The organism is Bacteroides faecis MAJ27, from assembly GCF_900106755.1.
Taxonomy (GTDB): Bacteria; Bacteroidota; Bacteroidia; order Bacteroidales; family Bacteroidaceae; genus Bacteroides; species Bacteroides faecis.
This window is the reverse complement of sequence record NZ_FNNN01000040.1, coordinates 18434-31911: the sequence shown is the minus strand read 5'-3', so window position 1 is coordinate 31911 and position 13478 is coordinate 18434. Positions and strand designations below refer to the sequence as shown.

The following is a 13478-nucleotide window of genomic DNA, read 5'->3' as shown; positions in this document are numbered from 1 at the left end:
CTAAAGTTAAGTTCTTCATTGTTTCACGTTTTAAATTCACGCAAAACTAGGAAGAACTTTCAGAGGGGGAAATACGGGGTTTGCTGAATGCTTACATTACACTGTATTCCAACATATATTTATGATCTTTTTCTTCTAAAAATAATTCTAATATTCGACAAGTCTGAGGCTGAATCTTTTTCTCAACCCCATCAACTACTAGAATATTCCGTTCCGAATAAAATATAGAACGTTCATTCAATTTATATGAATGTATAGTGGCATCTATATTCTGCACTACCTTAATTACCGGTACTTCAACAGGAACTTCTTTTATAACCTCTATTTCTATTATTTCTTTATTAGGTAACGAATACAACTTACGACGAAGAACTATAAAAGATTTATAAAATCCATACACCAAAACTATATATAATAATAGATAGAGAAAGATTTCCTTATACATTATACTCCACACTGAATAACACAAATATCCTATTATCTCTATCTCACAAGCATAACCTATATAAGAAGTAAAAACCAAATTTGAAGAATTACACCATTCGTTCCAACATGTATTTTGTGATTTTATACTTCCATCTATATTTATTAATGAAACACACAAAGCTGATTCAAGAAAAATATTTGACTTTCGTAATTGCTCGTTCCATACGGCATTCAAAGAATCAGCAAGAAGCTCTTTTTTTCCAAAAGCAAAAGAGTGCAAAGCGCGTAATGTAGAATTATTCGTAATATTCATACGATTCTTCTTGGGATCTAACCGATACCAACGTTTCCCTGTTTCATCTTCAAAATATACAGAATCTGGAATTTCAGCACTCATAGCCGCTTTTGCATCCAAATTAAATGAACAATCTCCATCAACACTCCGGTTTCTTAGTTCTTGATCAACCGCCCCAATAAAAGCGTTTCGCGCTTTCTCCTTAAGCTTAACTACTTTAAAATCATAGGTATATTTGCATACAAAAAAGAATATAACTCCTCCGACACAAGCTATAACAAACAACAGTATTATTCTTTTAGGTCTCATTTTGCTTTATTTTAGTTCGTTTTGTACTACAAAGATAACATATTTCACAACTATCAATAGCTTTTCCTCTAAAAAGATATTATTTAGTCTACTAAAATTAGAGCAAAAGCCATTTTGTGAAAAGATTAATGTCCATAATATAAATGTCGTCACATCTTTATCATCACTTTCAGAGCCTATTTGACTGAATAATTTACTATTTTAGAAGAGTAAAATCTCATCTTCATAAACAATTGATTATCAACACCATAGAAAACGACAGTTTTCCTTTAAAACCAAAGTATCGTTCCTTTAAAACCAAGACCCCGTTTCTTTAAAACCAACACCTCTTTGGTTTTAAAGAAACACGCCATATATAAATGAACAAAAAGAATTTGTTTAAAATATTCACTTAACATAATTCCATTCAAATAACACTAATATATTTCACCTATCCGACCTACAATTCGCCAATTTAGCTTCATCGTTTCAAATAACATTTCAATATAACAGGATTATCATCTTCTTTCAAAGCCTCCATTTTACGAATTTCCTCAGACGGCATCAACTTACGATCTACCACTCTATGAACAAAATCAGGTTTGCAAATTGAGAGCAAAGCATTATCAACTATGCCAAAACAGAGATACATAATAAAAGGCTCCCCTTCTTTGATCAAAAAAACTTTCTTCTGCTTTCTGTTATACGTAAAATGACTTCCATATCCTCTATCTGTCTTTACCAAATAAACATAACATAATCATCATTGAAAAATTTAAGTAATGGGAGCAGTATATTACTCGATTTCTTCAAATATTGATATCTTTTTGTAGCATCTTCTGTTATTTCTCTTCTTTCTTCACCGGAATCGGTTCTCTTCCCTCCGGCTGTCTAAGCAAACCTTCAACTTTCACCTCCGCATCTCCAAAATCCAGATACATGCTTTTCATCAATACAAACTGGATATCCAAATTGGTCACGTTCCCAAATAGCAATCATTTCTTTTGTATTTTTAGAATGTAAAAAGAAAAAACAGGCATTGACAATTTCGATCGTAATTCTATTAAAAGCATTTTTTTACAAGAGAATTCAACAAACAATGTTATAATCCAATTCCATATTTTTCAATTAATATATCTATAGCATTTTTCTTGAAGTAATATTGATACACGACAGGGTTATCATCTTCTAATAAATTTCCAACCAATTTAGCTAGAGATCTATCATTGCCTTTCAATATAAGCTCCTTGTTAGCACAAAGAAAATCTGCAGAATAAAAACCTAAATGTTCATCTGATACTCCACCAGATAAAAGTAAATCAGAATAAAGTTTCAAATCAGGATCATAAATATCAGATATTTGAATTGATCTTTTTTTATCCCATATCAACGTACTTTTATTGCTAATTGACATAAATAAATAATCAGAAGAAGACTCAATGGCAGTGATTCCCAAACCTATATTACTTTTTTTCAATGTTTCAACTAATTCAAAAAAATTCAAGTCTTTATGTTCTTCTATAAAATCCTCACTTGGCTCATTCTCTGGTATATTTACGTAATATCCAGGCATTATTTGACCTCCCTCATATACAAAAAGCTCATTCGACAATACCGATATAAAAAAATATTGATTATCTAATAATGCTATTGGATAATGTAGAAAAGGATAATGTATATTTTGAGTCCCTATTTCTTTTGCTTTTAACAGCGTTTCGCCAATTAATGAGTCATTCTTGATTCTGAACACACTGTATTCACTTTGGTTTTGAGAATAATCATTTGGTAACGGATAATACGCAATAAGCTCTCCTTGACCACACATCATGGCATACTCAATGTTAGCATCTTCGGTATCTAATTGAATTGTATTAGAATAAGCTCCAGAATAAGTATATTGTAAAATTTTTCTCGCAGAATTACAGATAAGACATACCAATTTATTATCACGATCTAAATAAAAATTGTCCGAATACACATATTCACCCGGCCCTATACCTCTATAACCTACTTCATTAATAAAATATCCTTCTTCATCAAATACAAATACCCCTCTTGAATCTTTGACAAAATAGAATTTCCCATCATTCTTTATGCATTCAATCTCACTTAATAAACATTCACCTGTTCCCAATGGAACGTATTTGACACTATCCACAATATCGTATAGATTGATTTCTATAGGATGATTTCTATTCAAGACATCAATAATTTCAATATCACCTTTATGACATGAAACCTGTCGTTGACAGGATGACATAGTTAGAAAAAGTATCATAATAATTTTTCCCACATACACTACTTCTATCAACGAGCTATTTTTTCTACTAGTCATTACTATTTAAATATAATTTTCAGCATCTAAAGCCATCAAGTATTCCAATGGAAATTCCGGTTTAAACTTTCTCTTGGCTAGCAGTTCGAATGTCGGACTATAAGTATATATTGTCCCATAAGGATTTAGCAAGTCTATGCCTTTTAAATAAGGATTAAAATTAATATCCAATACCATTACATAGTCTTCCGGCCCCTGTCCTTTCATTTTCTTCGAATTTGCTATATATTACCCATTTCCCGAAAACGTGAAAACAATTTGATCACTTGTATAAATTGCAAATAGATCCGAACTTTGATCGTAGATGACTTTATTACATCTATGAAAGATAGATGAGTCGTTCGTTTCCAAAGGCACAATCTCTATTTTCTCTAAAAATGATGAGGCATCCTGCGAGACTTTATCTACTTCGACAGGGATTATTTCAATTCCATCGGGAAGATTCTTTTTATTAGCAGAGCATGCACAAATAAGGATAGACAGTGTTATCAGACTTACAGTTCTCATTATGTTTTTTATTTATGGTTCCACGTCACGTGAATAAGGTGTATCTTTACTAAATATAGAAGGCAACAGAGAAGCAGCATAACGTAATTTTTCATCAGTATGACCATAAATTTCAAAGTAGTATTTATACTGATCACAAGTCAATTCATAAAATTCGCTTTCTTCTGGCACATAGCCTAGTTTAAAAATCATTCTAACAGCATCACCAGTTCCAAAAAAAAGATCAAGAGGATTCATTGTTATCTGTTTTATTTGTTATGTAACAAAGATACAGTATAATAATTTAAAATGCAAACATCATTTTGTTATCACTGTCTCATTAACATTGTCTAAAGATTAACGTCTGCCATTCATTATAAATGAGAAGTTCTATGTTATTTTACGCATTTACAATGAGCAATTTTTCTTAATTTTACTCGTTTATAATGAGAAGTTTTATATCTTTGCAAATAAAAGCGCCCATTATTATGAAAGAACTATTAAAGCATATCATATTCGATCAACGCGAAAAAGATATATCACAAATGATAGAAAGGGATATTGATATAAGTTTAGTAAACAGTCCCGAAGTGTTAGTTATATCAGGTATACGAAGATGTGGGAAATCCGTACTTTTGCAGCAAATACGTTCGCAGCAAACAGAACAAGACTATTACATGAATTTTGATGACGAGCGGCTCATCAATTTCAAGGTCGATGATTTTCAAACATTGTATGAAGCCTTTATTGAGTTATTCGGAGAACAGAAGACTTTCTATTTTGATGAGATACAGAATATTCCCGGTTGGGAAAGGTTTGTACGGAGACTGCATGACAGTGGATGCAAAGTCTTTGTAACAGGCTCTAATGCCAATATGTTAAGCAGAGAATTGGGAACACATCTTACCGGACGTTATTGCCAAATAGAATTATATCCTTTCTCTTTTCCTGAGTTTCTAAAAATAAAAGAAGTATATCCGCAACAAAAAGACTTTTATACTACCACAGGAAAAAGTATACTGAAAAGATACTTTGATGAATATGTAAAAACAGGCGGTTTTCCCCGTTATATCAAAGACCCAAACACTAATTACCTATCCACACTCTATGAAAACATCATTTATAAGGATGTTGTCACCCGAAACAAATTAAATGGTGAAAGGGAGTTGCTGGAAATGGTTTATTACTTGGCTAGTAATGCAACCAAACGCTTTTCTTATACTTCATTAGCAAAAACGATAGGTATCAAGCATACGGAAACGGTTAAAAATTATCTGGAATATCTTGAAAATACTTATCTATTGTTTCAAGTGATGAAATTCGACTGGTCTGTAAAGAAGCAGATGAATAATCAAAAGAAAGTTTATTTCATTGATAATGCGATTATCGGCAAAGTGGGCTTCAATGCTACTGATAATATCGGGCAATTACTTGAAAATTTAGTGTTTATTGAGATAAAACGCCAGAGAAAAGATGTTTATTATCATGATGACGGAATAGAATGTGATTTCATCATGCGTGAAAACGGACATATTGTATCCGCCTGTCAAGTCACCCGTTCGATGAAAGATGAAAAAACAAGGCAGCGTGAAATAAATGGATTAGTTTCTGCACTCAATGCATATAATCTCACCGAAGGCATGGTTCTGACCGATGACGAAACCGAAGAAATAACTATCGACAACAAAAAAATACATATAATCCCTATATGGAGATGGCTATTAAAAGATAGTGTCACTATCCCATTAACATAGTGACACTATGTACCAAGGATGGTGTCACTATCCCGAGCACATAGTGTCACCATGTTAAATCAACTATTTCGAGCTATTCTTATCCTAGTCCGCGCGCTGCGTAGGCAACGTAAACTCCTGTGAATCACAGATTACCCCATTCTCATCGGATACCGCTACACGGAAGGTCACTTCGCCATCCTTCAGTTTGCTTCCTGCATAAACAGTGGCTGTATAGCGAATGCCCTCACCCGGAAGAATCTCTTCTATCATCACGGTAGGAGAAATACCAATGTGTTTCACTTTTCCGACCGTCTCTACGACAGGAACCACATCATAGACAGGTTTCTTTCCTTCGTTCATGATTTCAAAGATGATCTTGCTGCTTTCTCCGCCATCTATCGCATGATTCCGGTTATCATCAATAAAGCGAATTTTACGCAGCTTCAACTGAGCCATCTGCTGCTGAACCTGTGTACGAGGTTTGTATCTGGAATGAGATTGCCCTTGCCTGACTTCCGGAACATAGGCATACTCCTCTATCGGGTCCGGTTTCGGAGCAGTCAGCGCATTCCCTATCGCTGCACCGGCAATGGTTCCAACAATATTTCCAATGGCAGAGCCACGATATCCGCCTCTCCAGCCATGATTATTATCTCCGATAAGTCCGCCGATCGAACTCCCCAGACTTCCCCCAATTGCAGCACCACCTACAATTGCTCCGGGATTTCCCATACGTCCCGATGCACATCCGCCCAACATCAGAGCAGAAAGCAGAATGACAGTTAGTTGTTTTCTCATCATCTCTAAATTTACTATGATTACTCTATCACCTTAAAACGTGCAAAACGCAACAATAGTTGCTTGTCCCCTGCATTTTTAAAATGAATCGTTGCTTTTGCATTATCACCCGTTCCTTCTACTTTGATCACTTCACCCAAGCCGAAACGTTCGTGCTCTATCATCTGTCCTGCCTGCACCCCTGTAACAGATGCCGAACCGGCAGAAGCCGGCTTCGCATTACTGCCACTCACCGCACTAACCTTCTTCAGATTCTTCGGCACACTGGGAGCAATCACCTGAGCTTTCGGACGTTCACGGTCGGAGAAATTACTTCCATAAGGTGTACGTGAAGGGGATGCCGTACGTGCAAATCCACCTTCGATCTCCCTGCGGAAATGCCCTGCACCTTCGTCCACCGCACGGCTGACTCCGGCTTCATGCGGCAACTGCAAATAATTCACATCAATGTCACGCAAAAAACGACTGGGACTTCCAAACTCCATCTTTCCATAACGGAAACGGGTCTTGGCAAAAGAAATATAGCAATGTTCTTCCGCACGGGTAATAGCCACGTAGAACAAACGGCGCTCTTCTTCCAGCGCACGGGGAGAATCGCCCGCCATGCCACTGGGGAAAAGGTTTTCTTCCAGCCCCACTACAAATACGTTTTTAAATTCCAGCCCTTTGGCCGAATGAACGGTCATCAGCGTGATCTTTTCTCCATCATCAGCCTTGTCCGAATCCTGATCAGTAAGCAAAGCGATCTCCGAAAGAAAATCTGTCAGAGAAATATTCGGATTTCCTTCTTCCTGCCGCAAAGCGCAGAAGTCGTTCATTCCATTCACCAGTTCCTCTATGTTTTCCTTACGGCTCAGATTCTCCGGTGAAGTATCCTGGCAAACATCATTGATGATGCCGGACTGACGGATGATGTCCGTTCCTATCTCATAGGCATTCTTGTCAGCCTGACCAGCCATAAAGCCTTCTACCAGTTCACGGAAACCTTGCAGCTTGCCATGCGTCCCTTTGTTGATATTCAGCCCGTAGCTCAATGGCTCACAGAGCGCTGCCCAAAGGCTGACACCATTTTCCGTGGCTGCCGATATTATTTTTCCAACCGTCGTATCACCGATACCACGGGCAGGATAATTAATGATCCGCTTGAATGCTTCTTCATCATTCGGATTCACTACCAAGCGGAAATAAGCTATAACGTCCTTAATCTCCTTACGCTGGTAGAACGAAAGCCCGCCATAGATTTTATAAGGCATGCTCCGTTTCCGAAGAGCCTCTTCGAAAACACGGCTCTGCGCATTCGTACGATATAATATCGCAAAATCAGCATAACCATAACTATGTTCCCGACGCAGTTCAGCTATCTTATTGGCTACGATATCCCCTTCTTCCACATCACTGTAAGCCTGGAATACACCAATGGGTTCACCTCTTTCCTTTTCAGAAAATACTTCTTTCCGAATCTGGCGTTCATTCTTTTCGATCAGACTGTTGGCAGCGCAGACAATGGTTTGCGTAGAACGATAATTCTGCTCCAGTTTGAACACTTTTGTGTTAGGGTAGACCTTCGTGAAATAGAGAATATTATCGATATCCGCCCCACGGAAAGAGTAGATGCTCTGCGCATCATCCCCTACCACACAAACACGCTGATTTTCTTTCGTCAGTTGGAGTACGATGCTGTGCTGCGCATAGTTCGTATCCTGATACTCATCCACCAATACATAACGGAACTGCTCCCGGTAACGGGCCAGCACCTCCGGAAAGTCACGGAACAGAATATAAGTATACACCAGCAAATCGTCGAAATCCATCGCTCCCGCCTGACGGCACCTTTCCCAGTAACGGGTATATATATCACGGAGGGCTGGCACTTTGGCTGCCATGTCCCCTTCATAAGCTTCTTTATTGGCGGCATATCCCGTAGGAGAAACCAGGTGGTTTTTGGCACTCGAAATGCGTGCCTGTACCATCCCCGGTTTATAAGTCTTTTCGTCCAGCCCCATCTCCTTGATGATGGAGCGGATCAGGCTTTTGCTATCCGCCGAGTCATAAATGGTGAATTGGGAGGTGAATCCGATGTGTTGTGCTTCGGCACGGAGAATGCGGGAAAAGACGGAATGGAAAGTGCCCATCCACAGATAGCGCGCCCGCTCCATACCTACCTGGCGGGCTATACGTTCCTTCATCTCACGCGCTGCCTTATTGGTAAAGGTCAGTGCCAGGATGTTCCACGGTTGATAGCCGTTCTCCAGCAGATAGGCAATTTTATAAGTCAAGACACGTGTCTTTCCCGAACCTGCACCGGCTATCACCAGCGAAGGCCCGTCGTTATAAGTCACTGCTGCACACTGACTCTCATTTAATTCCTCTATATAGTTGGTATTCATAACAGCATTATAAAAACAATGAGGATTTTTAACAAACCCTTGGCGTTCAAATTTGTTTCAATACGACAAAAGTATAACATTCATTTGACAATGAAGATATTTTTATGATTTTTCATCACTAACTATTTAACCTAACCACTCAAAGCAATGAAAAAGAGTATATTTTTATCATTTATTTTATGCTTGTGCCTCGTCGCCTGTATACCACAGCAGGCAATGGCGCAAAAGCAAAGCCGCATGGAAAAGCTGCTAAGGTATCTGAACGACAACGACGCCGACAAATGGCAGAAGAACCGGGAAAAACTGGATGACGAAACAAAGGCATATTATGCCGAAGAGTTATCATTAATGGATGTGCTCAATGATCTCTGGAACAAACAAAGCGAGCAGGCAGCCACCCTCTACTTCGGCTGCTACGAGAAAGCCGCCCAAAGCTATTTCCCGGGAATCTGTGAAGGGGAAAAGATACAGCTTTCCAACATACGGGAAAAGGCGGATCAGTCAATCATCAGCTTGCTAGAAGCCTCAAAAGATAAGATTCCTTTCAGCCGGACACTGCTGGACAGCATTCACGCCACCGAATATCCGGCTGATTCCGCCATGTTGCAAAGGCTACAGAACCTCCGTGAGGTAGCATTGCTGGAAGGAATGCTCAAAACTCCTTCGCCTGCCATCTACCGGACTTATGTCAAGGAGTATCCCGACGGAAAATTCATCGCACAAGTCAACGCCTCCGAAAACGTACGGCTCTACCAACTGGTAAAAGCCGCACCGACTCCTGCCAACTTCAAAGCTTTCTTTGAGGACCCCGAAATGCAGAAATATTATCAAACGAGAGGTCCACGCCCCTACCTTGCCGAAGTCCGTACCTTATACGACGACTTCCTGTTTCAACGCATCGACAGCTTGAAAAAAGGAGGAAATGCCACCGCCATCCGGCAGATTATTGATGACTATAAAAATACACCTTATCTGGCCACCGGCACCCGGACTCACCTGAACGATCTTGAATATCTCAGTGAAAAGGCGGACTTTGAGCTCTTGAAGCCGGCAATAGTCAACTCTGAATCGCTCGGTTTACTGCAAGAGTTTCTCAAAACGCACAAATACAAGGAGTTTCGTGACCAAGCCAACGCACTGCGAGCACCATTCGTTCTGCAAGCAATTGTATCGACCCCTACTGCCGTGAAATATTACACGCAGGGAAGATTGACGAAATGCTGCGAAACCGACAGCACCGGCAACATTACAACGAGCTACATCTATAACGATAAGGGGCAGCTTACCACCGTATTATCCGTGACCGAAAAGAACGGGCAGCCTGCCAACGAAGTACAAACCAGCAGGCTATACGACCCGCAAGGCCACTGCATCTTCGAAGTGAAGACAAACCCCAAAACCAAAACGGATTTCTACCGCCGGACACGCCGCGTCGGTATCGACGGAAGCATCGAAAGTGACTCCCTCAAATACATGGACGGCAGATATACCGTCAGCAGCTATAACAAACAGGGATTGCTGACGGAATGCAAAGAGTACAACAAGAACGGGGAACTGGAAGGATACACAGTCAACAAATATGATGATAACGGCAAAATGACCGAATCACAGCACCAGAATATGCTCTTTGTCAATTCGCCCAACCAGCTCCTTTCGCAAAAAGAACTGTATGAATATGACAAATACGGTTATCTCACCCGAATCGTCTACCAACGTATCTTCGGCAACAGCCAGAAAACGTCCGGATGCCTGACTTGCCTCTATGATGAGTACGGCAACCGGATCGACGGGGACTCTTATTATGAATATGACAATACCGGGCAGTGGGTATGCCGGACGAACCATGACAACCCGCAACAAGTGGAGCGCATACAGTACATTTATAAATAAAAATAAAATACCGTGAACCTTTTACGGCTCACGGCTGTTACTATAGTATAACAAAACCAATTAAAGTTTTGACAATATGAATACTATATTAATGTCTTTAATAATTATGACCATGACTTACGAAATGCCAAAACTTCCTTACGCAAACAATGCGCTGGAACCTGTAATCAGTCAGCAAACTATAGATTTCCATTACGGAAAACATCTGCAAACATATGTAAATAATCTGAATAGCCTTGTTCCCGGAACAGAATATGAAGGTAAAACGGTAGAAGAAATCGTTGCCATTGCCCCGGACGGAGCTATCTTCAACAACGCCGGACAAGTGTTGAATCACAATTTATATTTCCTCCAATTCGCTCCGAAACCTTCGAAAAAGGAACCGGCAGGCAAACTGGGAGAAGCTATCAAACGTGATTTCGGCAGCTTTGAAAACTTCAAGAAAGAATTCAATGCAGCAGCAGTCGGATTATTCGGGTCAGGATGGGCTTGGCTCTCAGTAGACAAGAACGGTAAACTGCATATTACCAAAGAAGGAAACGGCAGTAATCCCGTACGCGCCGGACTGAAACCACTTCTGGGATTTGATGTGTGGGAACACTCCTACTATCTGGATTACCAGAACCGCCGTGCCGACCACGTGAACGCCCTGTGGAATATCATCGACTGGGACGTGGTAGAAAAAAGAATGTAACCGGACTCATTAAAATTAAACTAAGCTATACTATCGGAAAGGTCGTTGTGAATTTCACAGCGACCTTTTTTCCGGCACAAAACCTAAACATTCTATTGTATTTCAAAGGTATAAGTTGTATTTTTGCAACAGCCGAACCCAAAACAGACAATTATGACACTTCAGCAGAAAAATAAAAAATGGCGCATTGTCGATGTTATTTTCTTACTTTTGCTCCCCTTCTTCAGCAATGCGGCTACTCCGGAAGAATCGAAGGAGGAGATACTTTTTGTCACGTCCTACAATTCTGATACCAAATATACTTACGATAATATCAACACATTTGTAGAAACGTACCGTCTGCTGGGCGGAAAGTATTCCACCATCGTAGAAAACATGAATGCTACCGACCTCAATCAAGCCAGGGAGTGGAAAAAAACGCTCACCAATATTCTGGATAAACACCCGAATGCGAAACTGGTCATCCTGCTGGGAGGCGAAGCGTGGAGCAGCTTCCTGCATCTCGAAGATGAGAAGTACAAACAGCTTCCCGTATTTTGTGCTATGGCAACCCGCAACGGTATCCGCATACCGGAAGATTCCATCCATATACAGACTTATGATCCTCCAAGCATCGACTTAACGGAAAGGATGAAAGAGTACAATGTAATATATTGTAATACATATGAATATGACATTGACAGAGATATCGAAATGATGCGAAGTTTCTATCCGGACATGGAGCATCTGGTGTTCATCTCGGACAATACTTACAACGGACTTGCCGAGCAAGCCTGGGTGAAAAAGAACATGGTACGTTACCCTGAATTGTCGACTACCTACATTGATGGCCGTACGCACACCCTCGATGCAGCCGTCAACCAATTGCGCAAAGTACCGAAGAATTCTGTGATGCTGCTAGGTATCTGGAGAATTGACAGCCGGGGTATCACGTATATGAATAACTCCGTATATGCTTTCTCCAAAGCCAATCCTTCACTTCCCGTATTCAGTATGACTGCCACCGCAATCGGTTACTGGGCTATCGGCGGATATGTGCCTCAATATGCCGGAATAGGGCAAAACATGGCTGAACAGGCTTATCTATTTCTGGACAAGGGAGAAGAAAACATCAGTAATATCTATTTATTGCCCAACAAATATAAGTTTGATGCCAACAAACTGAAAGAATGGGGATTCCATGACAAGAAACTACCGTTCAATTCACTTGTCATCAACCAGCCGATACCTTTCTTCCAGGCGTATCGCACGGAAGTTCAGTTTATTCTGCTTACATTTCTTGTGCTGATAGGCGGACTGTTCATCTCATTGTATTATTATTACCGGACAAAGATTCTGAAGAACCACCTCGAAAAGACAACAGCACAATTGAGGGAAGATAAAAAGAAACTGGAATTATCAGAAAACGCGCTTCGTCACGCCAAAGAGCGTGCCGAAGAAGCCAATCAGCTGAAAAGTGCCTTCGTTTCGAACATGAGTCACGAAATACGGACACCTCTGAACGCTATTGTCGGCTTTTCCAGCCTGCTGATTGATACCGTAGAGACAACAGAGGAGCAAAAAGAGTATGCGGACATCATTCAGACCAATTCGGAGTTATTATTGCAACTGATCAGTGATGTACTGGACGTATCGCGTCTGGAATCCGGCAAACTGCTGTTCAAGTATGAATGGTGCGAACTGGTCAATCATTGTCAGAACATGATTACGCTGACCAGAAAGAACAGGACAAAGGATATAGATATCAGACTCCGGATGCCGAAAGAACCTTATATGCTCTACACCGATCCGTTACGCTTGCAGCAGGTCATTACCAACTTGCTGAACAACGCACTGAAGTTTACTCCTGACGGCGGAAGCATTACGCTGGATTATGAAATAGATGAGGAAGACCAGTGTATGCTGTTTTCCGTGACCGATACAGGCTCGGGAATTCCCGAGGACAAACAGGAACTGGTATTCCAGCGTTTTGAGAAGCTCAACGAATTTGTGCAGGGAACAGGCCTGGGACTGGCGATCTGCAAACTGACCATACAACGTATGGGAGGCGATATCTGGATCGATAAGAATTATAAGAACGGGGCACGGTTTGTCTTTTCCCATCCTATCAAAAAGCAGGAATCGGAAGAAAAATGAAAAAAAA

9 protein-coding genes and 1 pseudogene are annotated in these 13478 nt (G+C 40.2%); 4 read left to right on the top strand and 6 right to left on the bottom strand.

Annotation, left to right across the window (positions count from 1 at the left end; genetic code table 11):
• Positions 1 to 91: 91 nt before the first annotated feature.
• From BLW31_RS22260 to BLW31_RS22240, 4 genes and pseudogenes are all read right to left on the bottom strand, one after another.
• A complete protein-coding gene (locus BLW31_RS22260; RefSeq protein WP_010538286.1) occupies positions 92 to 1030 on the bottom strand; it encodes a hypothetical protein in 939 nt (312 codons plus the stop codon).
• A 1081-nt stretch (positions 1031 to 2111) separates the two neighbouring features.
• Positions 2112 to 3344, bottom strand: a complete 1233-nt coding sequence (locus BLW31_RS22250; protein ID WP_032837073.1) for a DUF4934 domain-containing protein — start codon at positions 3342 to 3344, stop codon at positions 2112 to 2114.
• Positions 3345 to 3353: 9 nt separating this feature from the next.
• Positions 3354 to 3851, bottom strand: a pseudogene (locus BLW31_RS22245) (6-bladed beta-propeller); the annotation flags it as partial.
• A gap of 12 nt (positions 3852 to 3863) precedes the next feature.
• Complete coding sequence (locus BLW31_RS22240; RefSeq protein WP_010538291.1) at positions 3864 to 4088, bottom strand: hypothetical protein; 225 nt, start codon at positions 4086 to 4088, stop codon at positions 3864 to 3866.
• Between the two features lie 230 nt (positions 4089 to 4318).
• Here BLW31_RS22240 and BLW31_RS22235 point away from each other — a divergent pair, with 230 nt between their 5' ends.
• Positions 4319 to 5584 (top strand): ATP-binding protein, encoded by a 1266-nt coding sequence (locus BLW31_RS22235; RefSeq protein WP_010538292.1) that lies wholly within the window; start codon positions 4319 to 4321, stop codon positions 5582 to 5584.
• Positions 5585 to 5668: 84 nt separating this feature from the next.
• On the opposite strand, the gene BLW31_RS22230 is transcribed toward BLW31_RS22235, so the two are convergent.
• Both BLW31_RS22230 and BLW31_RS22225 read right to left on the bottom strand, forming a co-directional pair.
• Positions 5669 to 6364, bottom strand: coding sequence for a YMGG-like glycine zipper-containing protein (locus tag BLW31_RS22230; protein WP_022300994.1), 696 nt, complete (start codon positions 6362 to 6364; stop codon positions 5669 to 5671).
• A gap of 20 nt (positions 6365 to 6384) precedes the next feature.
• On the bottom strand, positions 6385 to 8751 hold the full coding sequence (locus BLW31_RS22225) for an ATP-dependent helicase (protein WP_010538294.1): 2367 nt from the start codon (positions 8749 to 8751) through the stop codon (positions 6385 to 6387).
• A gap of 147 nt (positions 8752 to 8898) precedes the next feature.
• Here BLW31_RS22225 and BLW31_RS22220 point away from each other — a divergent pair, with 147 nt between their 5' ends.
• The 3 genes from BLW31_RS22220 (at position 8899) to BLW31_RS22210 (ending at position 13471) form a co-directional block, all read left to right on the top strand.
• Entirely contained in the window at positions 8899 to 10641 is a 1743-nt protein-coding gene (locus BLW31_RS22220) for a hypothetical protein (RefSeq protein ID WP_022300993.1), read from the top strand.
• Positions 10642 to 10717: 76 nt separating this feature from the next.
• Positions 10718 to 11335: a superoxide dismutase gene (locus tag BLW31_RS22215; RefSeq protein ID WP_029425584.1), complete on the top strand. Its 618-nt coding sequence runs from the start codon at positions 10718 to 10720 to the stop codon at positions 11333 to 11335.
• Positions 11336 to 11488: 153 nt separating this feature from the next.
• Positions 11489 to 13471 carry a sensor histidine kinase gene (locus tag BLW31_RS22210; protein WP_010538297.1) on the top strand — a complete coding sequence of 661 codons (1983 nt, stop codon included), beginning with the start codon at positions 11489 to 11491 and terminating at the stop codon, positions 13469 to 13471.
• Positions 13472 to 13478 lie beyond the last annotated feature (7 nt).

Coding starts and splice junctions, on each gene's coding strand:
- BLW31_RS22260 (WP_010538286.1), bottom strand. CDS start 1,030: ATGAGACCTAAAAGAATAATACTGTTGTTTGTTATAGCTTGTGTCGGA.
- BLW31_RS22250 (WP_032837073.1), bottom strand. CDS start 3,344: ATGACTAGTAGAAAAAATAGCTCGTTGATAGAAGTAGTGTATGTGGGA.
- BLW31_RS22240 (WP_010538291.1), bottom strand. CDS start 4,088: ATGAATCCTCTTGATCTTTTTTTTGGAACTGGTGATGCTGTTAGAATG.
- BLW31_RS22235 (WP_010538292.1), top strand. CDS start 4,319: ATGAAAGAACTATTAAAGCATATCATATTCGATCAACGCGAAAAAGAT.
- BLW31_RS22230 (WP_022300994.1), bottom strand. CDS start 6,364: ATGAGAAAACAACTAACTGTCATTCTGCTTTCTGCTCTGATGTTGGGC.
- BLW31_RS22225 (WP_010538294.1), bottom strand. CDS start 8,751: ATGAATACCAACTATATAGAGGAATTAAATGAGAGTCAGTGTGCAGCA.
- BLW31_RS22220 (WP_022300993.1), top strand. CDS start 8,899: ATGAAAAAGAGTATATTTTTATCATTTATTTTATGCTTGTGCCTCGTC.
- BLW31_RS22215 (WP_029425584.1), top strand. CDS start 10,718: ATGAATACTATATTAATGTCTTTAATAATTATGACCATGACTTACGAA.
- BLW31_RS22210 (WP_010538297.1), top strand. CDS start 11,489: ATGACACTTCAGCAGAAAAATAAAAAATGGCGCATTGTCGATGTTATT.